The organism is Mycobacterium sp. M23085, assembly GCF_045343915.1.
Lineage (GTDB): Bacteria > Actinomycetota > Actinomycetes > Mycobacteriales > Mycobacteriaceae > Mycobacterium.
In genome coordinates this window covers 1,700,173-1,723,579 of sequence record NZ_CP174280.1, presented here as the reverse complement: position 1 = coordinate 1,723,579, position 23,407 = coordinate 1,700,173, and the positions used below count along the sequence as shown (strand labels likewise).

Sequence of the window (23,407 nt, the reverse complement as noted above, 5' to 3'; positions counted from 1 at the left end):
TCCCACGAGCTCGGCGGCTCCGAACAATGCTGGGTGACGGTTCAGGCGTCACCCATCCCACCTAGGGCGTCCCGCACGCGTCCGCGCGCCCGGTCGAGCCGGGCCGCGGCCTCGGCCGCGTCGATGCCCATGAGCAGTGCGACGATCGCGGTCTTGGCATGACCGCCCGCGGCGGCGAGCGCGGCGATCGCGGTCTGCTCGTCGACGCCGGCCGCGTCGCGGACGATCCGCACGGCGCGACGACGCACCTTCGCGTTGGTCGCGCGGACGTCGACCATCCGGGGTCCATACGCCTTGCCGAGCGCGATCATCACACTGGTTGAGATCGCGTTGAGCACCACCTTCTGCGCGGTGCCCGCGGTCAGCCGCGTGGAGCCGGCGAGCACCTCGGCCCCGGTCAGCAGCTCGATCAGCACGTCGGCGGCCGCGTGGCTGCCGGGGTTGTTGACGATCGCGACGGTCAGCGCACCCGCCGCGCGCGCGTGCTCGAGCGCCCCGAGCACATACGGCGTGCGGCCCGACGCCGTGATCCCGACGAGCGCGTCGGCGGCGGTCAGATCGGCGAGATCGGCGGGGTCGAACACGTCCTCGGCATCCTCGATCGCCTCGGTGAGCGCCGCGGGCCCGCCGGCGATCACGCCGCGCACCAGGTCGGTGCCGAACGTCGGGCCGCACTCGGCCGCGTCGAGCACCCCGAGCCGACCGGGTGTTCCGGCGCCGGCGTAGATCAGGCGACCGCCGCGTTCGAGCCGCGCGGCGATCGCCTCGGCCGCCGCCGCGATTCGGGGTATCGCCGCCGCCACCGCGTGGTGCGTTTCGGCTTCGGCGGCGACGAGCAGCGCGACAACCTCCGGGATGGGGCGCGCGTCGAGGTCGTACAGGTCTGGTCGGGACGCCTCGGTGGCGAGCGCGTCGAGCCCTTGCGGAGCAACGGATTTCGGATCCGCCTGCACGCGAATCAGATACGGCTCATGGATCGCCCGCAGTTGCAGCGCGCCGTCCAGCGCGTCGCCGGCGGCCGGGATGAGGTGGAGCCGCGCGCGCAGCGCCTGGACACCCGCCAGTCCGCCGACCAGCGCCACCGGGCCGTCGCCGGCCGCGCGGGCGGTCGCGGCGAGTGCCTCGGCGGCGGCACTGACGATCGCCAGCGCCGCGGCGTCGCCCCGCGCGGCCAGGACGTCGGGCGCGAACGACGCGACTGCGGCGGCATCGGTGAGCTGCGCGGGCCAGGTCTCCAGCGCGCCGAAGCGGGCGCGGGCGGCGTCGAGCAGGGTGGTCGACGGTCCGCGCCCGTCGTGGGCACGCAACGCCGCGCGCAGCCCGGCGGCGCCGATCCACGCACCGCCGCCCTCGTCGCCCAGCCAGGGCCCCCACCCGTCGGCGGTGCGCAGCGCGCCGTTCGCGTCGATCGCGACCGCCACGACGCCGGTGCCCACGATCAGCACCACACCCGGTTCACCACCCAGCGCCCCCGCGTGCGCGATCACGGCGTCACTGGTCACCGTGACGCGCTGCGCCCGAAGCGATTTCAGCAGCGCGTCGCCGAGTGCTCGCGCCGCGTCCGGCGCCGACAGCGCCCCTGCGGCACCCACCACCACCTCGTCGACCGGGCCGAACTCTCTCGCCAACGCCAGGATCGCCGCCTCCGCGGCCCGCGCGCCGCCAGGCGTCGCGAGCCCCGGCGCGCCCGTGCTCCCGGCCCTGCGGCCGCCCGCCGCGGCGCGGCAGGACGTCTTGCCGAGGTCGACGGCGAGGATCACCGCAACTTCTGCGCGAACTCGATGATGTTGCCGTCCGGGTCGGCGATATGCAGCGTCTTTTCACGCCACGGTCGATCCACCGGGCCGCTGAGGATCTCGACGCCGAGCCCGCGCAATCGCCCCGCTTCCGCGTCGACGTCGTCGATCAGGAAGCCGATCTCGCCGCACGGCGGGCTGCCGCCTTCGCGACCGATGAGCTCCGGCAGCTTCGAGCGTTCGAAGAGCGAGAACTTCGTGTTCTCCATTTCGAACTCGACATAGCCGTCGCCCTCGATCCGCACCCGCAAACCGATCACGTCACGGTAGAACGCCACCGACCGGCGCAGCGACTCGACGTAGTGAATGACGTAGTCCACACGACGCATGAAGGCACCGTAGCGTTTCCGGCAGCCGGTTTCTGCAGCTCCGCCAGACAAAGTTGCCCGGCCAGCGCATCGATTGCGGCTGGCCGCAGAACTGATAGCGTTTCAAACGGCAGCCGGCCCGCCATATCGATCGCGCGAAAATCGGCGGGCCATCGCCGCCCTGGAGGAGTTCATGCGCAGGAGCGCGTCATGACCGATGCCGGCTGGGCCCTCTACACCGAGCAGATGAACAACGTCGACGGCTGGTTCTTCGAAGCCGACGTCGAGCTCTTCAGCCAGCTGCTCGCGTGCCAGACGGCCGAGGGCATCAAGGGTGACATGTTGGAGATCGGCGCATACCAGGGCAAGTCCGCCATCTTGATGGGTTACGGCCTACGCGACGACGAAGATCTGGTGATCTGCGATCTGTTCGGCGCCGTGATGGATCACGCCGACATCGCGCAAGCCCCGCGCCAGGAGTACTCGGGCCTGGATCAGCAGCAGTTCCTGGCTAATTGGGATCGTTTCCACACCCGCCGGCCAACGCTGGAGGTGTGCGAGTCATCGGCGCTCGATCTGGGAGAACGGGCACTGCGCTTCGCCCACATCGACGGTTGCCACGCCTACCAGTGCGTGGCCAAGGACATCCGCCTCGCCGTAACCCACACGGCCGAACGGGGCGTGATCGTGATGGACGATTATCGCGGGGTCGAAACCCCCGGGGTGGCGGCCGCCGTCTGGCAGGCCGTCGGCAATGGCTTCGTGTTCCCCTTCGCGGCAACATATATGAAGATCTACGCCTGCGCGTCGGCCGCTGATCAGAGTTACTGGCTGGAACGGGTCCGGGACCGCGGTGACATCTGCGCCTTTCCCGACTTCGACTTCCCCTCTTATAGGAGCGTTTCGGAAACGCAAATCGGTCACCCGGCCGGTGAGCACTGACGGGTGGTCAGCCGGGGTCTTGGCCGACCGTGGTCTCCAGCAGATCGGCGGCCCTGGCGGCGCTTTCGGCGGGTGTGGCCATCTGGGCGGCCACCTGAAGCGTCCGAGCGATGCAGTGCGGAGTGAGGATGGCCCGCAGATCGGCGAGCAGCGAATCCGGGGTGGTTGCGGAAAAGTGCCGTCCGATGCCGACGCCCAGCTGGCCGACCGCGGCGGCCCACATCGGCTGATCGACCGAAACCGCAAGGGCCAGCGTGGGTTTGCCGGCGCGTATGCCGGCGAACGTGGTGCCGGGACCGCCATGGTGGACGACCGCGCGGCAAGCGGGAAACACGGCCGAGTGGTTCACCGCGCTCACCACCTTTATGTGGTCGAAGTGCGGGGTATCGGCCAGATCGCTTACGCCGCTGCAGATCAGCGCACGCTCGCCCAACTGTGCACAGGCCCCGCTGATCATCTCGAGCAAGCCGGCGTGAAACGCGACTCGCGCGCTGCTGCCGAAGCCGAAGTAAATCGGCGGCGTTCCCGCGGCAATCCATGACGACACCTCGTCATCGACGTCCGTCGTCAGCTCCAGCGTCAGGCCGCCGACGAAAGGCCGTCGGACATCCCACTTCGCCCACTCGGCCGCCAGGCCCGGGAAGAAAAGTTCATCGTAGGCCTGGATCTCCAGCGGTTGTCGCGCCGAGGGCGCGGTTTCCTCCGGCAGCCCCAGCGTGTGGCGCAGGGCGTCTTCGGCCTCTTTGGTGACTTGCGTACCCGTATCACGCCCGAGCGGATAGATGTGCAGCGCAGCCTGCGGAATGCCATGATATTGCGCAACATTGGCGGCCAGCCCCTGCTGACTCGCGTCGGTCAGCAACAGGTCTGCCCCGTCCGCCAGCGAGGTGAGCGCCGTGCCCAGCCGGGGCCAGAGTCGTTTGAGATCCTCTGAGATCACCCACGCCATGAAGACGGGGTTCGGCGACTCCCCGTATTTGCGGGCGATATTCGCGTTCTGCTCTGCCTGATCCGGGCCGTGGGGGACCGCAGCAAGCCCCGCCGATTCGACGAAGCCCACATAGTTAGGCGGCACCGCCATGGTGACATCGTGACCCCGGCGCTGTAGCTCCCGACCGATGGTGGCGCACGGCTCGACATCACCCCGAGTTCCCAGGGTTGCCAGCACAAACTTCACCGTTGGACGCCTCCCGGGCAGCTGCATCCGACGACGCTTCGGAAGTATCGGACCGTCCGTTCGACCCCTTCTTCGAAGGAGACTCGGGGAACCCAGCCGAGCCTGGACTCGGCAAGGGTGATGTCCGGCCTGCGCTGCTTCGGGTCGTCCGGCGGCAACGGCTCGAAGACCGTCGCCGAGGGCGATCCGGTCACTTCCTTGATAATCCTGGCGGTTTCGAGGACGGTGAGTTCGGCTGGGCTGCCGAGGTTGACCGGCCCGGTGAACGAAACATCGCTCGCCGCCATTTTCACCAGCCCTTCGACGAGATCGTCGACATAACAAAAGGAACGCGTCTGGCTGCCGTCCCCGAAGACGGTGATCGGTTCTCCGCGCAGCGCCTGGACGATGAACGATGAGACGATGCGGCCGTCCTCCGGATCCATCCTGGGACCGTAGGTATTGAAGATGCGGACCACTTTGATCTGGACGCGGTGGCGACGGGCGTACTCGAGCATCAGCGTCTCCGCGACCCGCTTGCCTTCCTCATAGCAGGCTCGCACGCCGAAGCAGTTGGCGTTGCCCCAGTAGGTCTCGGCCTGCGGATGGATCGTGGGATCCCCGTAGACCTCGCTGGTGGAGGCCTGCAGAATCGTCGCCCCCTGCTCGCGCGCCAGTTCCAGGAGGTTGCGGGTGCCGACGTAGTTGGTCTCCAGGGTGAACAGGGGATCCCGCTGGTAGGCGCGCGGCGATGCGGGGCAGGCCAGGTTGAAGATGACGTCCAGCGGCCCCGACACGACCGTGTCCATCGGCCGGGTGATGTCGTGCTCGACGAAAGTGAAGCCCGGGTCCCCGTCCAGCTGCATGACGTTCTCGCGCCTGCCGGTACAGAAATTGTCGAGTCCGATGACTTCGGCGCCGTCGCGGCGCAGACGATCGCAGAGGTGGGACCCCAGGAACCCGGCGGCGCCCGCGACGAGGGCTCTCACTGCTTGTTCTCCTTAGTTCCGGGCCATCGAACACGACGTAGCTTCGCATGATCGACCCGACGTCCTGCAAGACGGCCGCTGGAACCGCCGTGAAGATGGGCCTCCGGTGTTTCTAGCCCCGCGGGGTCAGGACGACGATGGGGATGGGGCGCGACGTCTTCTTCTGGTATTCGTTGTACCGGTTTTGATTGTTTTTGTTGACGATCTGCCACAGCCGCGGGTAGTCGGGATCGTCGGGCAGCACCGGTCGTGCGGTGACGGCGAAACGTCTTGGGCCGACGTTGATTTCGACGTCGGGGTTGGCCTTCAGGTTGTGGTACCAGCCGGGGGCCTCGGGCGCACCGCCCTTGGAGGCGACCACAAGGTAGTTATCACCGTCGCGGGCGTAGGTCAGCGACGTCGTGCGTTGCTTACCGGTCTTGGCGCCGACGGTGTGCAGTAGCAGGCTCGGTACCCACAGTGTGCGGTGACCGATCCAGCCGTTCGTCTTCTGATAGACCGTGTTGTGCACCCGCAACACCTGCGGGAGCAGCTTCTCCGCGAGACTCATAGCTTCCAGTCTCACTCAGTGGTGTCCAGCGGCGCCAGTGCTGTCCGTGTAGCGGGGTCAGTGGTGATGCGGCGGTTGCTCGTCCCGGAGTCGACGCTCGTCCCAAGCCTCGCGGGCCTGTTCCTCGTCGGCGTACCGCTCCACGTCCTCGGGTGCGACGTGCACCCGCTTCGGCTTTGGTGTGGCCGGCCGTGGCCGTGAGGGTTCAGTGGGCATACGGCGATTGTCCCTCATTTGGGGACGAAGGTCAGGTCTCGGCTCGGGCGATGTTCTCGACCTGAAAGTTTTTGGCGTACGGCGGACTTCATAGTTTCTTGAGCCCCCGCAGAATTTGGAAAAATGGCGCGCTGGATGCCAGGCCTTTCCGGAAGGCCGGCTGCAGGTAGCTGAGGTTATTGACAACGAAATAGCGCACTCCGTGGTCACGCCACTGCGCAGCCTGATCGACGACCTGGTCGGGCGTCCCGGCCAGAAGCGCGTTTTTGAGCAGTGATACCGGGACGTTTTTGGTGTAGGACAACACGGTGTGCTCGTCCAACGTTTGCGGAACAAGATCTTGCGCACCGGTGAATTCACGTCCCAGCGGATGCTGTACGCCGTGGTTGGCCCACATCTGGCCCGGGATGATGAGCGCGAAGGCCTTCGCCGCGGCTGAGTTGAGGGCCTGCTCGACGTCGTCGGGGCTTCGTCCGGTGACGACGAACGCTGAGATTGCCGGCGTGATCGAACCGGGAGGCCGGCCGGCGTCGGACGCCGCTGTTCGCACTGCTTCCAGACCCGAGGCGTAGTCTTCGGGTCCGGCGATCAGCCCAGGGAACCAGGCGTCGGCGTAGCGGCCGGTGACCCGCAGCATCCGCGGTCCCTTGGCGGCGATCCAAATCTCGGGCCATTTGCCGCGGTACGGGGGCAGGTCGAATACTGCGTTACGCAAGGGAAAGTACGGCGACTCACGGGAGATGGGTTCGCCACCGGAGTTCCACAGCGCACGGATCGTGGCGACCGCCTCTTCAAAGCGCGCCACGGGTTTGGTCCAGTCCACCCCATAGGGCTCATTGCCCTCCCGCTCTCCCACACCGATGCCCAGAATGGCGCGGCCACGGCTGATCAAGTGCAACGTGGCGGCAGCCTGTGCGGTGACCGCGGGATGACGTCGATTGGTGTCCGTCACGCCAACACCAAGCCGTAGCCTTCCAAACCGCTTGCGGGAAGCAAGATGTCCCAGCATCGTCCACGGCTCGAGTTGAGCATCAACCTTTGGGATCAGTTTGGCGACTCCGAGGTAGCCCGGCGTGGCGATCGAGCGTGGAAACAGTGAATTCAGGTGGTCGGCCGCCCAGTACGAGTCGACACCGCTGGCCGCAGCCATTCGCAAGTTGGTCCGCGCGAGCATGGTCGGCGAATATCGAGAATTGAGCAGCTGACTGCTGATGCCGACTCGGATGTGGTTCATGAACGTCGCCTTTCGCAGGAGTCAAAGCAGTGCGACGCCGGTCGATGGTCGGCCAGGCTAACAGCCGTTGACGGGATGGGAAACTGCGTCGCTCACGTCGCCGAACTCAACGCGTTTTCCGACCTGCGTGATTACCATGATGCCGTTACTCTTGCATCATTCCGCAACCTAACTAACTTTCTTGGGATCGGGGGCTGATGACGGCGACGCTATCGGGTGCCGAAGAAGCAGCAGGTTGGGTGCGGCAAGGCGGGTGCCCCTTTGGGCGCGGTGGCGCGTACTCTGTGCCGGCCGCGCGAGACTCGCCGTTGCCGATCGGCGAGGTCGCGAGTCGGCGCGTCCCGACGCTCGCGACAACGATGAGGCGCGACGCCCAGCTTGCGCGGGCGTGCGCGCCGATGCTGGCAAAAGTACTCGCGCTCACCGCGGTCAGAAAGGTCCGCTCCAGGCTGGTCGGCAGCCAGGCCCCAGAGCACGTGCAGATCACCGAATTCGACCCGATGAGTCCCGAGATCGCCCGCGACCCATACCCGCACTATCGAAAGCTTTTGGCCGGCGAGCGGGTGCAGTACAACCCCAAGCGCGATGTCTACATCCTGAGCAGATATTCCGACGTCCGCGAGGCTGTGCGTAATCACGAGATGTTGTCCAGCGCTGAGGGAATCACGTTTTCCCGGGGTGCGCCGCCTTTCCTTCCCACGTCTGATCCGCCGGCGCACACGCGGATGCGCAAGCAGCTGGCGCCTGGAATGGCTCGCGGCGCATTGGAATCCTGGCGTCCGGTGGTCGACGAACTGGCCCGAGAGTTGGTCGGCGGTCTGAAGACACGCAGAACCGCGGACGTCGTCTCCCTGGTGGCAGCACCGATGCCGATGCGCACCATCACCAATGTTCTCGGCATTGCTGGACCGGACGAGGCCGCTTTCATCCGCTTGTCGAACCAGGCGGCTCGTATCACCGACGTCAACCTGTCGGTTTCGGGGCTGGGGTCGCTGATGCACGGCTTCACCGGATTTCGGCGATTGCGTGCCCTCTTCACACATATGCGCGATAACGGGCAGCTGGGGGAGTGCACCGTTCTCGGACGGCTCGCCGGACATGCCGACCGTGGCCGGCTCAGTGAGGACGAATTGTTCTTGTTCGCCGTGTTGCTGGTGGTTGCGGGCCACGAGACCACTGCGAATATGATCAGCACCTTGTTCTTGACGCTGGCCGAATATCCAGACCAGCTCAGGCTCCTTGCGCAGCGACCAGAGCTGATCCCGTCCGCTATTGAGGAGCAACTTCGCTACCTGGCTCCGGTCCAAAACGTCTGCCGTACAACCCGTGTCGACTACCCCGTCGGAAGCGCCGTCATACCGGCAGGCTCCCGTGTGCTGCTGCTGTGGGGTGCAGCGAATCGAGACCCGCGTCAATACGATGATCCGGATGTCTTTCGTGCCGACCGTAACCCGGCCGGTCATCTCGCATTCGGCTCCGGCATACACTCCTGTCCTGGGACCCATTTGGCGCGGATGGAGGGCCAGGCGGTCCTGCGCGAGATCGTCAACAACCTCGATCGGATAGACGTGGTCGAGCCGCCGACGTGGACGACAAACGCCAACCTTCGCGGCCTGGTCCGGTTGCGTGTAGCCGTTACGCCCCGCGCGGCCGCGTAGAGCTCGTCCACGAGCGATGAAGAACCCCCACATGACATCTCGATTCTCCTGGTGGCACGAGTGGGCCGCGCCGGTGTGGATTGGTTGCAATTTCTCGGCGTGGGCGCGCCTGCTGATCCGTAACCGTTTCGCCGTGCACTGGAGCCGTTGGCACTACGCCGCCCTTTTTACGCTGGTCAGCGTGGTCAACTCCGGTTTGGGGTTGTTGCAGAAGATCTTGTTCGACAGGCGAGTGGCCGAAACGGTGATCGCCGAGCCGCCGATCTTCATCATCGGGCACTGGCGTACCGGCACCACATTGCTGCACGAACTGCTGGTGCTCGACGAGCGCTACATCGGTCCGACGGGTTTCGAATGCGTTGCGCCGCAGCATTTTCTGTTGACCGAGCGGTTGGCGCCGCTGGCGGGATTCATGGTGTCGAAGCATCGGCCCATGGACAACATGGATTCGAGTCTGTACCACCCGCAGGAAGACGAATTCGTATGGATCATGCAGGGGCAGCCGTCGCCGTATCTGACGCTGGCGTTCCCGAACCGCCCGCCTGAGCATGAGCGGTACCTTGATTTGGAGCAGTTATCGCCGCGAGAACTCGAGGCCTGGAAACGGCTCCTGTTCCAGTTTGTTCAGCGGTTGTTCTTCCGTCACCGCAAGACCGTCGTCCTCAAGAACCCGAACCACAGCTTCCGGATCAAGGTCCTCCTCGAGATCTTTCCGGAAGCGAAGTTCATCCACATCGTCCGGGACCCATACGTCGTCTATCCATCCAGCATTCATCTGCTGAAGTCGTTGTCGCGGGTGCACAGCCTGCAGCGACCTACCTTCGAGGGCTTGGACGAGAGAGTTTTCGCGACCTACGTCGACCTTTATCGCAAAGTGGACGAAGGGCGAAAACTTGTTGACCCGGCCCGCTTTTACGAGTTGCGCTATGAGGATCTGGTCGCTGATCCCGAAGGGCAGTTGCTTCGCCTGTACGAGCATTTGGGGTTGGGTCGCTTCGAGCAATACCGGCCGCGCCTGCGCCAGTACCTTGCCGACCATGTGGACTATAAGACGAACAGCTACCACCTGACTCCCGAGCAGCGCAAAGTCGTCACCGAGCGCTTGGGCGAAGTCATTGACCGCTACGGTTACCGTTCGGCTTGCGCGTCAGAGCCGAGCTCATAACGGCGGGGCGTAGTACGCGGTCGACGGATTACGCCCTGGTTTTCTCGAGCTTGCCGCCCACCAACGGGATTTTGACCTCCACCCTCAGGGCCGACAGGCTGCCGCGCCGTCCGGCACGGTGGGCCAGCTCGGCGTTGACGCATCACCGGTGGTTTGACAAGCCATCGCTGGCTAAACGTCGTAGTACAGCGCGTACTCGTATGGTGTCGGTCGCAGGTTGATCGGGGCGATCTCGTACTCGCGCTTGTAGCTGATCCAGGTCTGGATCAGGTCGGGGGTGAACACGCCGCCTTCGGTGAGGTACTCGCTGTCCTCCTCCAGGCGGTCGATGACCGCGGACAGTTGGGTCGGAGCCTGGGGAATCTCCGCTGCCTCTTCGGGAGAAAGCTCGTAGAGGTCCTTATCCACCGGGGGTGGTGGCTCGATCTTGTGCTTGATGCCGTCCAGCCCCGCCATCAGCATCGCGGCGAACGAAAGGTAGGGGTTGCCCGACGAGTCCGGGCACCGGAACTCCAGCCGCTTGGCCTTCGGGTTGGTGCCGGTGATCGGGATACGCACGCAAGCAGAGCGGTTGCGCTGGCTGTAGACGAGGTTGACCGGGGCCTCGAATCCGGGGACCAGGCGCTTGTAGGAGTTCACCGTGGGGTTGGTGAACGCCAGCAACGAAGGAGCGTGATACAGCAAACCACCGATGTAGTGCCGGGCGGTGTCCGAGAGGCCCGCATAGCCATCCTCGTCGTACAGCAGCGGAACGCCGTCCCGCCACAGCGACTGATGGCAATGCATCCCAGAACCGTTGTCGCCGAACAGCGGCTTGGGCATGAACGTCACGGTCTTGCCGGCCTGCCACGCTGTCTGCTTGACGATGTACTTGTACATCTGGTGGTCGTCGGCGGCGTGCAGCAAGGTATTGAACTTGTAGTTGATCTCGGCCTGCCCACCACTGCCCACCTCGTGGTGGCCCTTCTCGAGGTAAAAGCCGGCGTTGGTCAGGTGCGTGAGCATCTCGTCGCGCAGATCGACATAGTGGTCGGTGGGGGCGACCGGGAAGTACCCGCCCTTCGGGCGGACCTTGTAGCCGAGATTGGGGCTGCCGTCGGACTCCGTCTCCTCACCGGTCTTCCACCATCCGGACGTCGCGTCCACCTTGTAGAAGGACGTGTCCGTGCGCGAGTCGAAGCTCACCGAGTCGAAGATGTAGAACTCGGCTTCCGGCCCGAAGTAGGCGGCGTCCGCGATACCGGAGCTGATCAGGTAGTTCTCGGCCTTGCGGGCGACATTTCGTGGGTCGCGCGAGTACAACTCAAGCGTGAACGGGTCATGCACGAAGAAGTTCACGATCAGCGTTTTCGCCGTGCGGAAGGGGTCGATCGTCGCGGTCTCCGGATCGGGAAGCAACAGCATGTCCGACTCGTGAATCGACTGGAACCCGCGAATCGAGGAGCCGTCGAAGGCCAAGCCATCCTCGAACACGTTCTCGTCGAAGGCGTAGATCGGAATCGTGAAGTGCTGCATGGTTCCCGGCAGATCGCAGAAGCGGACATCGACATACTCGATGTGCTCGTCCATGGCGAGTTTGAAGATATCGTCGGGCGTCTTTTCGGGCACGGGATGCTCCTTTGCTCGGTAATCCGGGGGCCGGCACCACACCCGGGAGAACTCGCCTGTGTCAAGGTTTTTCACACCGGTGGCAGTTGCGCGAGAGTTTTCTACGCCTTCACGATTTCGTCCGCGTGACGATCTCAAGTCGAATATGTTGCTTACCAACGGTGTTGACGTCGTTGGTGCGGATTCCTCGGGTGGCGCTTTCCCCGGCGGTGGCCGATAGTCATAGGCATCGAGCGCACCCGCGTGTCAGCAGGGCAGGAGTGACTATGTTGACCACCATCCTACGAGAAGTCCCTGTCCCCGCTGCGGACGCGAAGGACGAGGCCTTTCATCGGGAAATCATCGTCAGCGGCGACGACGCGCTGTCCAAGACGATCGGTGAGGAACTACGCGGCGCCGGTGCTCGGATCATCAAGATCAGCACCGCCGCCGACCTACTCGGGGCGGGCGTGCATCGCGCTCGCGCCGTCGTCTGCGCCGGACCCAATGACGCCGTCAATCTCGAGATCGCCTTGCTGGCACGGGAATACAGCCCGAATGTACGAGTGGTGGCGCGCCTGGCCAACGATGTGCTGCGCGAAGCCGTCACCTCCGTCAACGGCCCGGGTGCCATCCTGGACGTCGCCGACCTCGCGACGCCGTCGCTCGTCGAGGCGGTGCTCTCGCGCAATACCCATCAGTTCGACGCGGCCGGGATCGAATTCGTTGTGTGGGGATCCGAGGCACCGTACAACGCGACGCTGCGCGAGATCTACGCCGACCTGGCACCGGTAGCCGTTGTGCACGGCAAGAACTCACCGTCGCCTGGCGTGGTGGTGCCGTGTCCGGGACGCGACCTGCCGGTCTACGTCGGCGACTGGACCTCGATGATCGGCGTCAAGGAAGAGTTGGAAGCTCGCGGAATCACCCTTCCTCCCACGACCGCGACGCGCTCACACCAATCCCGGGTGCGGCGCGCGATCGACGCCGCACGTGCCATGCGCGACGACGTCAACCCGATGGTGTTCCCCGCGTTGGCGTTCACGCTGCTGCTCATGCTGGGCTCGACAACCCTGGTCCGCTTCACCTACCAGAACCCCCGAATGTCGTGGATCGACGCCCTGTACTTCACCTCGGAAACCATCACAACCGTCGGGTATGGCGATTTCAGCTTCGCCCAGCAATCCCCTTGGCTGCGAGTTTTCGCCGTCGGGTTGATGTTCGGCGGCGTCATCGTCACTGCGGTCCTGGTGGCGTTCCTTGCCGACCTGCTGCTGTCGCGCCGCTTCATTCAACTCGCCGGACGCCGGCGGGCACGCCATATGCGCGATCACGTCGTCGTCGTCGGACTGGGTTCGGTCGGCATCCGGGTCGTGCGGGAGCTGACCACCGCGGGATGCGACGTTCTGGTCATCGAGCAGGACGAGAACAACCGTTTCCTGCCGACCGTGGCCGAACTCGACGTGCCGGTGATCTTTGGAGACCCGACCATGCGCCAAACGCTGGAATCGGCGCGAGTCGATCGCGCCCGCGGGGTAGCGGTCGCGACACAGAGCGACATGCAGAACATCGAGACCGGGATCGTCCTGCTGGAAATCCTGGGGCCCGAGACGAAAGTGCCACTGGTGCTCAGGGTTCAGGGCCGCGCCCTGGGCGCCGCGGTGCATCGCCGGTTCGGCTTCGAGAACGTGCGGTCCATCGTCGATCTGGCCGCCCCATGGTTCATCGGCGCGGCGATGGGCCTGCAGGTGCTGGGGACGTTTTGGGTGGGGCAGCGCTCCTTCATGGTCGGCGCAATGCTGGTGGCGGCGGGCAGCGAGCTGGACGGACTGCGCATGGTCAACCTGTCCACCCAGACGCGCGTCATCGCGATCACTCGGCCGGAAGGACCGGTCAGCCTGCGCCCCCGCCGCGACGCTCGCCTTAGAGCTGGGGACACCGCCTATCTCATCGGCCCGTACCGCGAGCTGATCGCCACGCTGCGCAAGGGCCAGCCCCCGCCGCAGACAGCGATCAACGGCGAGCGCGCGGCGGCGCTGGCCGCGGCGCGTTCCCCGCACCGGAAGCCTGTGCGCCGTCCACGATGGGCGCAGGATACCGACCTCTGACGAACGCGGGTAAGCCGTCGGGCGTGGGGTACCTCGTCTCACCAAGTACCGCCTGCGCGGCTACCCCACGCCCGACGGCGGATCAGAGGATGTAGAGCATCTCCTGGTATGTGGGGAGCGGCCACAAGTCGTCGGCCACAACGCTTTCCAGCGTGTCCGCAGCGGTGCGCACCGCCGCCATCGCCGGCAACAGCGACTGCTGTGCGTGTTCGGCCTCGGCGAGTGCCGTCTCCGCCGAGTGATCGGCCAGCGCCGTCTTCAGCGTCGCCAGCGCATCGGTGAGATCGGCCAGCGGAGCCGAAACCGCTTCCAGCGCAGTCATGTTCGCCTCAACGCCGGCCTTCTTCAAGGTCGCGGCGTTCTGCGCGAGTTCGGTCTGGTAGCGAATGGCGGCCGGCAGGATGATGGTCGTGCCGATCTCGAATGCAAGCTTCGCCTCGACGCCGATGGTCAGCGCGTACTGTTCCAGGCGGACCTCGTAGCGGCTCTGCAGTTCGCGTTCGTTGAAAACCCCGTATTTCTCGAAGAGTTCGACCGACTCCGGCTTGATCAGCTCGGGAATCGCGTCCAGCGTGGTCTTGAGGTTCGGCAGACCCCGCTCTGCCGCCTCAAGCTGCCACTTCTCGCTGTAGCCGTCGCCGTTGTAGACCACCGCGCCGTGCTCGGTGATGACGTCGGTGAGCAGCTTCTGCACCGCCTGGTCGAAGTCCTCGCCGTCGGCGACGGCCTCCTCCAAAGTCGTCGCCATGTAGTCGAACGAGTCGGCCATGATCGTGTTGAGCACGATTATCGGCACGGCCACCGTCTGCCCGGAACCCGGCGCGCGGAACTCGAACCGGTTACCGGTGAACGCGAACGGACTGGTCCGGTTGCGGTCGCCCGCGTCGGTCGGCAACGGGGGCAGCGTGTCGACGCCAATGATCATGGTGCCCTTGCCCTTTGACGACGTCGCCGCGCCCTTGGCGATTTGCTCGAACACGTCGGCGAGCTGCTCGCCGAGGAAGATCGAGATGATCGCCGGCGGCGCCTCGTTGGCGCCGAGGCGGTGGTCGTTGGTGGCGGAGGCCACCGAGACCCGCAGCAGTCCGGCGAATTTGTGCACGGCGCGGATCACCGCGGCGCAGAACACCAGGAACTGTGCGTTCTCGTGCGGAGTGTCGCCGGGCACCAGCAACGAGCCCAGCTCGGAGTTTCCCACCGAGAAGTTGACGTGCTTGCCCGATCCGTTGACGCCGGCGAACGGCTTCTCGTGGAACAGGCATTCCATCCCGTGCTTCTTGGCGATCGTCCTGAAGATCGTCATCAGCAGCTGCTGGTGGTCCGACGCGATGTTGGCCCGTTCGAACATCGGCGCTATCTCGAACTGACCCGGGGCCACCTCGTTGTGCCGCGTTTTGGCGGGGATTCCGAGTTTGAACAGCTCGCGCTCGGTGTCCATCATGAAGCCGAGGACGCGTTCGGGCACCGCACCGAAGTAGTGATCGTCGAACTCCTGGCCCTTGGGCGGCTTCGCGCCGAACACCGTGCGACCGGCGTTGACCAGGTCGGGTCGAGCCAGGAAGAAGTGACGGTCGACCAGGAAGTACTCCTGCTCTGGCCCGCAGAACGAGACGACGTGGTTGAGGTCCGTGTGGCCGAACAGCTTCAGGATTCGCTCGGCGTGGATGCCCATGGCCTGCTGGCTGCGCAGCAACGGCGTCTTGTAGTCCAGCGCCTCGCCGGTCATCGAGACGAAAACCGTTGGGATGCAGAGCGTGTTGCCGTTCGGGTTCTCCAGGACGTAGGCCGGGCTGGTCACGTCCCAGCCGGTGTATCCGCGCGCCTCGAAGGTGCTCCGCAATCCGCCCGACGGGAAGCTGGAGGCGTCGGGCTCACCCTGGATGAGCGTCTTGCCGGCGAACTCGGCTAGCGTCTGCCCGTCGGAAACGGGCTCCAAGAAACTGTCGTGCTTTTCGGCGGTCAAACCGGTCATCGGGTAGAACACGTGGGCGTAATGGGTGGCGCCCTTCTCCAGCGCCCAGTCCTTCATGGCCACCGCGACCGTATCGGCGACCGCGGGATCCAGTTTGGCGCCCTTCTCGATGGTCGCCACCACGGACTTGTACACCGACTTGGGCAGCCGTGCCTGCATTTCGGCCTTGGTGAAGACGTTGGAGCCGAAGACTTCACCGGGAGTCTCACCTGTCACGAAGCTGACGGCCGGGGGAACGTATGCCACGACTTTGTTGATCGCCTGTAGACGGACGGCGTTTCCGCTCAATTTGGGTTCCTATCGCTGAGGGGTCCGCGGCTTGCGCTTTCGGAAGACGGACGGCCCCACGATAGGGGGATTCGATGGCGGATTTATTGCGCGCACGTCAAAGGTAGTGACTCAACGGTTTCGAACGTGAGACGGCTTCCCGGACTCGCTCATGAGACTGAGGGCGCAGTTTTGCACAGCGGTGGGCGCGGCTTCGCCGACTGCGCTGGCATCGCGCACCTGCACCCTCGGGCTCATAACGGCGGAGCGTAATACGCGGTCGACGTATTACGTCTTAACTGTTCTCGATGATCCACGTGGTGGTGAAGCGCAGCATCTCGGGGATGCCCTTGGACAAATCGGATCCGATGGTTTTCTCCAGCTTGCCGCCCACCAACGGGATTTTGACCTCCACCCTCAGGGCTGAGTGCAGTTGTGAACCGCCGTCATCCGTCGGCGAAAGCCGGCTGTCCGCATGGCCCGACCCCAACCCGCCGGACGCCGAGACACTGACGTGCCCGCGGACCTGTCGGTCGCCGTCCGGTCGCCATGTCTCGGTTTGCACGATCTTCACGTCACTGGTGACGAATTTGGCCACCAGCCCGGGCAGGAGTTGACGGCCCAGATGCTGGGTGGTGCGCACCGTCACCGTGCCGTCGGCGTCGGTCACCAGCGAATCCAACGTGGCGTCGGCGGAGCCGGCCGCGATGCGGGCCAGCCAATAGTCCTCGCGACCGAACGCGGCATGTATTTGCTCAACGGTGGCGGACGACTCGGTCGAGACGTCGAATGAGCGAGACATATCCGCCCATTCTTGCAGAGGCCCGGCTCACGGCCGCTCAAAGTGCTGGTAGTCGACGGGCGACGTCCAATCGCCGCCCCACCGCCACCCCCGGTCGGTGAAGACGCGCACCGCGCGGTCCCCGTCGTGTAAGAGCCCAGGGTCGCTGCGGCCGCGGTCCAGATACTCCGCCGAGTTGTGCGGTTGGAAGGTGCCGTCGGCGTAGACGCACGGGTTGAGACGCGGATTCAGATCGATGGCCCGACCGTAGGCGTGTTGCGACCAGTGCTCGCTGCCCGGAATGCCTCGGCAGTTGAACGCCGACGTGTTGTTGTCCTGCATCGAGGGCTCATCGTCGGCGGCCGGATAGCGGTCGGCGGGACGGATCTTCTCGATGGGGAAGCCCAGCCGGTAGAGCTGCGCGAAAATCGCGATGACCTCCGGGACCAGGTCTTGGTGCACGATCAGTTCGCCGCGGTGGTTCTGGCCGTCGAAACCGATGTGGTCCACTTCGACTCGTCGTAGCCGCGCGGGGTCCACCGGACAGCCCGGCCGCCAGCTCGCACCGAGCTCCGCGGCGGTGACCGGTCGAACGTTGCCGCCGGCAGGCGCGGTCGGCGGGCCGGCCGCCGGCGCGGAGGTGGGCGACGGCACCGCCGCAGAGGGAGGTGGCGTGGCGCTGCATTGCGTCAACGTGATCCCGGCAGCCAACGTGCCCGCCAGCACGGCAACCGACCGCCTGACGGAGGCCAATCGGGGCTGGGTCCTCACCGCTTGCTCCATCACGACAGGACCGTCGCGACCAGATGTCGCGAGGCAGGTCCGGTTCAACGGTACTGCAAATCACTCCTAATCTGGTGCGTAGCAGTCGCTTTGCGCCGAAAACACAGTCATGGTGGATGCCGCCAGGCCGTCGACTTACGCTTTCCATATGCCGGTAGTCAGTAGCAGGTGGAAGTTCTGGCCACCCTCGCTACGCAAGACGGTCGTGGTCGCAATTGTGTTGCTCGCCCTCATCGCGGCTTTCCCGTGGGTCCTTACCGCCCATACCCCGGTGGCCGACCGCCAGCAACCCGCGCAGCGACCCGCACCGCAGCACACGCAGGCGCCCGCTGCGGCTCCCGCATTCGACTTCGCGGCCGTCTCCAAGCTGATGAACGATGCGATCGCGGCGGATGGGCTGCCGGGCGGCGTGGTGGTGGTCGGGCACGGCGGCGAGGTCGTCTTCCACCAGGCCTATGGGTCGCGCAAGCTCGCGGGCGAACCGGGGCTGGATGGATCACCCGCACCCGCGGAGCCGATGACCGAGGACACGATCTTCGACATGGCGTCATTGACGAAGTGCCTCGCAACGGCGGTGGCCATCATGCAGCTTTACGAGCAGGGCAAGGTCGCCTTCGACGATCCGGTGCAGAAGTATCTGCCCGACTTCAACGCGACGAACGATCCGCGGCGGGCACAGGTCACGGTTCGCATGTTGCTGACCAACACTTCGGGGGAGGGCATCGACGTCAGCCTTCAAGACCCGTGGGGGCTGGGTGCCCCCGACAAAGCGGAAGGGATTCGTCGCGCGCTCACCACGCCGTTGCAGTCGGGCCCGGGTGAGCTTTTCCGGTACTCCGACATCAACTACATCCTGCTGGGCGCGCTGCTGGAGAAGATCTCGGGCGAGGCTGAAGACGTCTACGTCCAACGCAATGTGTTTGCGCCGCTTGGCCTGGGAGACACCCGGTATCTTCCGGTGGCCAAAGCGTGCGGCCCGCACCTGGTGCGAGGGGCTGCGGTTGCCTGGGCCCCCGCGCCCACCGGAGGTGAGCCGACGGCGTGCCCCGCGGGGACATGGAGCACCAGCCTGCTGCCGCGCATCGCGCCGACGGCGCGTGATGAGGAAAGCAGAGACGACCCCGGTAAGAATCCGGATTTCTTTGCGCTGCTTCGTGGCACGGTGCATGACCCGACGGCGCGCCGGATGGGCGGAGTGGCCGGCAACGCCGGATTGTTCTCGACGGGGCACGATGTCGGCGTCTTTGCGCAGGCGCTGCTCGACCGCCTGGCCGGTCGCCCGAGTGAGTTTCCGTTGCGGCCAGAGACCCTCGAGCTGATGACGACTCCGCAGCAGCCCGGCCATACCGCCGAACAAGTGGCAGCGGCGAATCGTGCCGCGCGACAGGCTCGCACGCCGACCTATCCGGCGATCGCGGGGCAGAGCCTGTTTGGTTACGGCTGGGACATCGACACGGCGTTCTCCAGGCCGCGCGGGACGGTCTTTCCGGTAGGCAGCTTCGGCAACACCGGCTTCACCGGAACCACGCTGTGGATGGACCCGGGTTCGGATACTTACGTGATTCTGCTGTCGAATTCGATCCACCTGCGCGGCAGCCCGCCGATCTCGCACCTCAGGGGAGAGGTGGCCACCGCGGCCGCACAGGCCTTGCACCTCTATGGGGCCGCGCCGCCGAACCCCGCGCCTGCGCCACGGAAAACCCGTTAGCCGCCTGTCATTTCACGCAGGGAATGCCGTCGGCGGTCATGCGCGAGAGATTGGTCACGGCAGGTTCCTGGCCACCGACGCCGGTGGCGGGCACCGTGGTGACCGGCGCCGCGGCCGTGGTTGCCGTCGATTCCGAGGTGGCATTGCGGTGGCGGTCGAACCGGGAGAAATCGGTCCCGACGGTCAGCCGCACCGTGTTGTTGGCGATGGCCTCTGATGCGGTCGCCGTTATGTCGTACTGGTCGGCGAGCTCGGCGGCGGCCACCTTTGCGCCGGCCCCATAGGCGATGCTGCTCGTCTCGGTGGTGGCGTCGGCCGTGCTGACCTTGCCTTCGCTGAATTGCCCAGTTGCCAAGAGCATCTGGATGGTTGCGGCCTCGCCTTGCCGGCCCGATGCGTTGACGACGTCGAGCGCGACGCTGCCGGGGTTGCCCTGCGCGTCGCTGTCCGGTTGCGCCGCCGTGGTGGCGCTGCTGGTGGGTGTCGTCGACGAGTCGGCACCCACCAGGTTGTGCACGATGGAACGGATGGTCGGTATGTCGATGAAGTTCACATAGGCGCCGTTCGAGATTTCGCCGAAGCCGGCGACCGGCAGCGTGTACAGCGCCACTGCTCTATTGGGGAATTCCAACGCATTACGAACGAAATCGTCGAAGTCGAAACCGGCGTCGACGGCGACGTTCTGTTTGGCGACGTCCAGCAGCGCGTGCAGCTTGGTTGGGTCCGACAACGTTCCGCCACGGCGCATCGCACTCACCACCGAGACGATGAAGGCCTGCTGGCGCCGGCTTCGATCAAGGTCGGTGAATGCCGCGTCGTTGGGGTCGCGGCGTTGCCGAACGAAGGCCAACGCCTGAGCTGCGTTGATCTGTTGCACGCCTTGGTGAAAGTCCGCACCGGAGTAGTAGCGGTCCGAAGTGTCCGCGCTGAGGCAGACCGTGATTGGCTCGACCACGCGCGCGATCTGGAAGAACCCGGCCAGCGTCACTTCGATGAAGTGATCGATCGGGATTTGCAGAAGACTCTTGACGGTGCTGATTTCGGCTTTGCGGCCCGCCTCCCGCGCCGCCTGTTCTTTGGCGGTAGCGTCTTGTCCCTGAAGTGCGGTCGTATTCGGCTGCGAGCCGGCCGAGCCGTGGCCGGCCATCACGCGCTGGTAGGCGTAGCTGTAAGCCTCTTTGATCTTGCCGCGGCAATCCGAGGTCGGACATCCGGCAAGGTCGACATAGTCGTCGCGGGGGATCGAGATCGCCGTGGCCGGACCGCCGCCGGCGGGCAGGTGGACCACGATGAGCGCGTCGGAGTCGCCGTCGGCCGAATCCTCGTTGCCCGCGTGCAGCGCGTCATAGATGTCGGGCGGCAGTGGCTGTCCGTGCTGGTCACGGCGGCTATCCAGGCCCATGACCAGGATGTTCTGGTCGCTTCCGGTCGATGCGGGTTCACCGGCCAACGCCTCGGACTTGGTGATGCCCGCCGACGCGCTGCGGTAGGCGTGCCAGGCGATGCCGATGACGGCGACCACCACGAGCGATATCAACGCGGCCAGCATCTTGGCACCGGCCACCATCCTGTGGTTGCGGTGCAGGCGATTCCGGGGCCCGGGTGTCGGCGAATCCGCATCCTGCTCGCCGGACGGGTCCGCTCGACGCGTCATGACAGAACTGAGAATAGCCGGGTAGCGGTACTTCAAACCGGGGACCGCCCGAACGCACTGTTTGCTGGCGGACGCTCGCTACGACTCCGGCTCAATTTCCAACAGCCGCAGGGGATGCAGGCCGTCGACATTGCCGACGAACGGCGGGTGGATGCTGTAGCCGATCATCCGGCGGATGTCATCGGACACTCCTCGTGCGATGTCGCGCGATATCGACAAGGTGTAGGCCTCCATCGGCCGCAGCCATGGTTGGCAGTATTGGGCGGTGACGGCGAGGCGCTCGCGGTCGGTGTTGTTGGCGCCCCCGCCGTGCCACAGGGTGCCCACGAACAAGACGCACGACCCCGCGGGCATCGCGACGGGCAGGGCGTGATCGTCGGGCTGCGGCCGGCGCTTGCCCCAGCGGTGGCTGCCCGGGTAGACCACGGTGGCGCCGTTGTCGGCGGTGAAGTCGTCGATCGCCCAGATCGTCGCTGCCGCCAACGGTTCTCGCGGCCGCGGAATCGGGTAGAAGCCGTCATCATGGTGCGCCAGCTGCGCGGCCTCGCGGGGCTGAATGTTGATGGCCTGCAACGCCGAAAGCAGATAGTTGGGCATCAGCAGCCGATCGAGCACCGCGAGCACCCGGGGGTGGTCGACAAGCCGATCGCAGACCCGGGTCCTGCTCAACACGCTGTAAATGCGCTGGGTGCGCAGTCCCTCGAAAGAGTTGCGTCCGGTGTGTCCCAGCCGGGGCCGCACCACCTCCCGGATCTGTGAGCACTGCTCGGCGGTGAGCAGGTTTTCCCAGACGATGTAGCCGTCGCGATCGAGTGCCGCCATGTCGGCCTCGACGATCGCGCTGTCCACCGAACTCCCACCGGTCGGCGTCCGCTTGTACCGCTGCGCCAGGTCGCCCCGCAGATCCTCCAGCGTGGTGACGGATTCGTCGTCGATGCTCATCGGTGCTCGTCCTTAGTCCACTGGCACTTCTGCCCACCCTAGGCCGAGTTCGCGTCAACCCACACCCGAATCGCCGACCGGTCCACCCCGCAGGCCGGTGATGAACCGCTGCACGCTGCGGGTCAGCGACCGCGGGACATGGTCGGGATCCATCAGGTCGTTCTCGGCCAGCGGGCCCGCCTCGTTGGCGACGGTGCGCTCGGTGAAGGGCCGCAACGTCTTGCCGTCACCGCGAAGTGCCTCGATCGCCCTCAAGACCGACCGGTGTTCGCCGATCGCCGTTTCGAACTCGCCCACCGCGACACCGAGGTGTTCTGCCACCAATTCGCTTCGCGCCGTGGTGATTTCGCGGCGCAGGTCATCGTGTTCGGAGTTGGCCGGCTGCGCCTCGATGGCCACATCGCACTCGCTGTCGAACCCCATCGAGCGGTTGTTGAAATTCGAGGAGCCGATACGCAGCAGCCGATCGTCGACCACCAGCACCTTCGAGTGGACGTAGATCGGCGTACCGCCGTCGGTCACCGGCCAATAGACGCCCAGCCGGCCATGAGTGTCGGCGTCCCACAGCAGTTGGATGAGGAGATGGCGTGCACTGTCCATCGTTCCGCGCTCGAGTGGGTTGTTGCCCCTGCGGGCCAGCACGATGACGATCTCTGGGCCGTCGTCGTCGCGCAGGCGCGCGGCCAGCGCTTCGGCAATGGTTCGGGACGCCAGGTATTGGTTCTCCACATAAACGGTGTCACGCGCAGCCGCGATGGCGGCCAGGTTGAGCGCCTCCACCTCCCGGACCTCGGGGCGATCATCGAGCTGCGGCACGGTGCGTGCAATTCCCACGTCGACGTTGCGCAGACTCGGTTTGAGCTTGCTGGGCCAGGCACTGTGCCTGGCCTGCACCGGCGACAACGATTGGTTGGTCGCGGTCTGCCACCTGGCCAGGGCTTGCTCACCCAGGGCCGCTGCTGCCGCACCGTCGACGGCCAGGCCGACATCGTGTCGCGGCCCGTAGCTGCGCCCCGCCGTCCGGCGGTGACGGCCGTCATGCGCGTGCGCGCGGGTGTCCCATCGTTCCAGCGTCAGATCGATGCCGCCGCAGAACGCCACCACGTCGTCGACGACCACGATCTTCTGATGGTGCACGGAGCCGAGCGGGTGGGCGCCGTCGACGGCGAAATGCATTCGCCTGCTGCTGATCTGGTTCATCAGTGACACAGGGGTGAGGCCAAACCAGATGCCGTCGAAGGCCGGCAGCAGACGCAGATTCGACTTCAATAGGTAGATATCCAGACCCGGCCGCTTCCACAGCATCCAATAGAGGAAGGCGCCCAGCTGGTTCGGCCCGGGAAGTGTCTTCTCGCCCCGTTCGAACGCCACCCTGGAATCCAAATCCCAGCCGATCAGCATGATCCGATGGCGGGCGCGCAGCATCGCCGCCTTGACGTGCTTGAAGTAGTCGGCCGCGTCGATGATGGCGGCGAACCGGTCGGCCCGCGCCGTGCGCCAGCAGGTCTGGCCGGGAATCAGGAGTCGATCGTCGTGCACGCCGGGGCTCTCAACGAGGTCGCTGGGACAGCGCGGACATAGCCACTGTGTA

19 protein-coding genes and 1 pseudogene are annotated in these 23,407 nt (G+C 65.6%); 5 read left to right on the top strand and 15 right to left on the bottom strand.

The features are described 5' to 3' along the window. Positions 1-41: 41 nt before the first annotated feature. The 3 genes and pseudogenes from ACIUM1_RS07675 to ACIUM1_RS07665 form a co-directional block, all read right to left on the bottom strand. Positions 42-953: an N-acetylmuramic acid 6-phosphate etherase gene (locus ACIUM1_RS07675; RefSeq protein ID WP_406817585.1), complete on the bottom strand. Its 912-nt coding sequence runs from the start codon at positions 951-953 to the stop codon at positions 42-44. Positions 954-1,094: 141 nt separating this feature from the next. Beyond that, positions 1,095-1,760, bottom strand: a pseudogene (locus ACIUM1_RS07670) (BadF/BadG/BcrA/BcrD ATPase family protein); the annotation flags it as partial. After that, positions 1,757-2,125, bottom strand: a complete 369-nt coding sequence (locus ACIUM1_RS07665) for a VOC family protein (RefSeq protein ID WP_406816606.1) — start codon at positions 2,123-2,125, stop codon at positions 1,757-1,759. The pseudogene ACIUM1_RS07670 and the gene ACIUM1_RS07665, both read right to left, overlap by 4 nt. Before the next feature lie 189 nt (positions 2,126-2,314). On the opposite strand from ACIUM1_RS07665, the gene ACIUM1_RS07660 reads away from it, so the two are divergent. Beyond that, a complete protein-coding gene (locus ACIUM1_RS07660; protein WP_406816605.1) occupies positions 2,315-3,046 on the top strand; it encodes a class I SAM-dependent methyltransferase in 732 nt (243 codons plus the stop codon). Between the two features lie 7 nt (positions 3,047-3,053). Here ACIUM1_RS07660 and ACIUM1_RS07655 read toward each other — a convergent pair whose 3' ends face one another. From ACIUM1_RS07655 to ACIUM1_RS07635, 5 genes are all read right to left on the bottom strand, one after another. Then, positions 3,054-4,223, bottom strand: a complete 1,170-nt coding sequence (locus ACIUM1_RS07655; protein WP_406816604.1) for a glycosyltransferase — start codon at positions 4,221-4,223, stop codon at positions 3,054-3,056. Beyond that, positions 4,220-5,191, bottom strand: a complete 972-nt coding sequence (locus ACIUM1_RS07650; RefSeq protein ID WP_406816603.1) for a UDP-glucuronic acid decarboxylase family protein — start codon at positions 5,189-5,191, stop codon at positions 4,220-4,222. The genes ACIUM1_RS07655 and ACIUM1_RS07650 overlap by 4 nt, the downstream gene beginning before the upstream one ends. A 112-nt stretch (positions 5,192-5,303) precedes the next feature. Next, entirely contained in the window at positions 5,304-5,741 is a 438-nt protein-coding gene (locus ACIUM1_RS07645) for a nitroreductase family deazaflavin-dependent oxidoreductase (RefSeq protein WP_406816602.1), read from the bottom strand. Between the two features lie 57 nt (positions 5,742-5,798). Then, complete coding sequence (locus tag ACIUM1_RS07640) at positions 5,799-5,957, bottom strand: hypothetical protein (RefSeq protein ID WP_406816601.1); 159 nt, start codon at positions 5,955-5,957, stop codon at positions 5,799-5,801. A gap of 88 nt (positions 5,958-6,045) precedes the next feature. Then, complete coding sequence (locus tag ACIUM1_RS07635; protein WP_406816600.1) at positions 6,046-7,191, bottom strand: LLM class flavin-dependent oxidoreductase; 1,146 nt, start codon at positions 7,189-7,191, stop codon at positions 6,046-6,048. 197 nt (positions 7,192-7,388) lie between these two features. On the opposite strand from ACIUM1_RS07635, the gene ACIUM1_RS07630 reads away from it, so the two are divergent. Continuing rightward, positions 7,389-8,849, top strand: coding sequence for a cytochrome P450 (locus ACIUM1_RS07630; RefSeq protein ID WP_406816599.1), 1,461 nt, complete (start codon positions 7,389-7,391; stop codon positions 8,847-8,849). A 16-nt stretch (positions 8,850-8,865) separates the two neighbouring features. After that, the gene (locus ACIUM1_RS07625; RefSeq protein WP_406816598.1) at positions 8,866-10,014 is read left to right on the top strand and encodes a sulfotransferase family protein; all 1,149 of its coding nucleotides are present in this window, start codon (positions 8,866-8,868) and stop codon (positions 10,012-10,014) included. 171 nt (positions 10,015-10,185) lie between these two features. Here ACIUM1_RS07625 and glnA read toward each other — a convergent pair whose 3' ends face one another. Further along, positions 10,186-11,622 (bottom strand): type I glutamate--ammonia ligase, encoded by a 1,437-nt coding sequence (gene glnA, locus ACIUM1_RS07620; RefSeq protein ID WP_406816597.1) that lies wholly within the window; start codon positions 11,620-11,622, stop codon positions 10,186-10,188. Between the two features lie 266 nt (positions 11,623-11,888). Here glnA and ACIUM1_RS07615 point away from each other — a divergent pair, with 266 nt between their 5' ends. After that, a complete protein-coding gene (locus tag ACIUM1_RS07615; protein WP_406816596.1) occupies positions 11,889-13,709 on the top strand; it encodes an NAD-binding protein in 1,821 nt (606 codons plus the stop codon). Positions 13,710-13,791: 82 nt separating this feature from the next. Here the strand turns inward: ACIUM1_RS07615 and ACIUM1_RS07610 are convergent, their stop codons facing one another. The 3 genes from ACIUM1_RS07610 to ACIUM1_RS07600 form a co-directional block, all read right to left on the bottom strand. Continuing rightward, positions 13,792-15,969, bottom strand: coding sequence for a glutamine synthetase III (locus ACIUM1_RS07610; protein ID WP_406816595.1), 2,178 nt, complete (start codon positions 15,967-15,969; stop codon positions 13,792-13,794). A 274-nt stretch (positions 15,970-16,243) separates the two neighbouring features. Continuing rightward, positions 16,244-16,750, bottom strand: coding sequence for a DUF2505 domain-containing protein (locus ACIUM1_RS07605; RefSeq protein WP_406816594.1), 507 nt, complete (start codon positions 16,748-16,750; stop codon positions 16,244-16,246). 27 nt (positions 16,751-16,777) lie between these two features. Further along, positions 16,778-17,512 carry a M15 family metallopeptidase gene (locus tag ACIUM1_RS07600; RefSeq protein WP_406817584.1) on the bottom strand — a complete coding sequence of 245 codons (735 nt, stop codon included), beginning with the start codon at positions 17,510-17,512 and terminating at the stop codon, positions 16,778-16,780. Between the two features lie 148 nt (positions 17,513-17,660). Between ACIUM1_RS07600 and ACIUM1_RS07595 the strand changes: the two genes are divergently transcribed. Continuing rightward, positions 17,661-19,220, top strand: a complete 1,560-nt coding sequence (locus tag ACIUM1_RS07595; protein WP_406816593.1) for a serine hydrolase domain-containing protein — start codon at positions 17,661-17,663, stop codon at positions 19,218-19,220. 7 nt (positions 19,221-19,227) lie between these two features. Here ACIUM1_RS07595 and ACIUM1_RS07590 read toward each other — a convergent pair whose 3' ends face one another. The 3 genes from ACIUM1_RS07590 to ACIUM1_RS07580 form a co-directional block, all read right to left on the bottom strand. Further along, the gene (locus ACIUM1_RS07590; protein WP_406817583.1) at positions 19,228-20,787 is read right to left on the bottom strand and encodes an LCP family protein; all 1,560 of its coding nucleotides are present in this window, start codon (positions 20,785-20,787) and stop codon (positions 19,228-19,230) included. 165 nt (positions 20,788-20,952) lie between these two features. Then, positions 20,953-21,816, bottom strand: a complete 864-nt coding sequence (locus ACIUM1_RS07585) for a phytanoyl-CoA dioxygenase family protein (RefSeq protein ID WP_406816592.1) — start codon at positions 21,814-21,816, stop codon at positions 20,953-20,955. A 54-nt stretch (positions 21,817-21,870) separates the two neighbouring features. Next, positions 21,871-23,355, bottom strand: coding sequence for a phospholipase D-like domain-containing protein (locus tag ACIUM1_RS07580; protein ID WP_406816591.1), 1,485 nt, complete (start codon positions 23,353-23,355; stop codon positions 21,871-21,873). Positions 23,356-23,407: the final 52 nt, after the last annotated feature.

Excerpts from the sequence above, each read along its gene's own strand:
- ACIUM1_RS07585 (WP_406816592.1), bottom strand. The coding sequence starts at position 21,816 with ATGAGCATCGACGACGAATCCGTCACCACGCTGGAGGATCTGCGGGGC.
- ACIUM1_RS07600 (WP_406817584.1), bottom strand. The coding sequence starts at position 17,512 with ATGGAGCAAGCGGTGAGGACCCAGCCCCGATTGGCCTCCGTCAGGCGG.
- ACIUM1_RS07640 (WP_406816601.1), bottom strand. The coding sequence starts at position 5,957 with ATGCCCACTGAACCCTCACGGCCACGGCCGGCCACACCAAAGCCGAAG.
- ACIUM1_RS07590 (WP_406817583.1), bottom strand. The coding sequence starts at position 20,787 with ATGGTGGCCGGTGCCAAGATGCTGGCCGCGTTGATATCGCTCGTGGTG.
- ACIUM1_RS07635 (WP_406816600.1), bottom strand. The coding sequence starts at position 7,191 with ATGAACCACATCCGAGTCGGCATCAGCAGTCAGCTGCTCAATTCTCGA.
- ACIUM1_RS07665 (WP_406816606.1), bottom strand. The coding sequence starts at position 2,125 with ATGCGTCGTGTGGACTACGTCATTCACTACGTCGAGTCGCTGCGCCGG.
- ACIUM1_RS07625 (WP_406816598.1), top strand. The coding sequence starts at position 8,866 with ATGAAGAACCCCCACATGACATCTCGATTCTCCTGGTGGCACGAGTGG.
- ACIUM1_RS07615 (WP_406816596.1), top strand. The coding sequence starts at position 11,889 with ATGTTGACCACCATCCTACGAGAAGTCCCTGTCCCCGCTGCGGACGCG.
- ACIUM1_RS07645 (WP_406816602.1), bottom strand. The coding sequence starts at position 5,741 with ATGAGTCTCGCGGAGAAGCTGCTCCCGCAGGTGTTGCGGGTGCACAAC.
- ACIUM1_RS07660 (WP_406816605.1), top strand. The coding sequence starts at position 2,315 with ATGACCGATGCCGGCTGGGCCCTCTACACCGAGCAGATGAACAACGTC.
- ACIUM1_RS07595 (WP_406816593.1), top strand. The coding sequence starts at position 17,661 with ATGCCGGTAGTCAGTAGCAGGTGGAAGTTCTGGCCACCCTCGCTACGC.
- ACIUM1_RS07605 (WP_406816594.1), bottom strand. The coding sequence starts at position 16,750 with ATGTCTCGCTCATTCGACGTCTCGACCGAGTCGTCCGCCACCGTTGAG.
- ACIUM1_RS07630 (WP_406816599.1), top strand. The coding sequence starts at position 7,389 with ATGACGGCGACGCTATCGGGTGCCGAAGAAGCAGCAGGTTGGGTGCGG.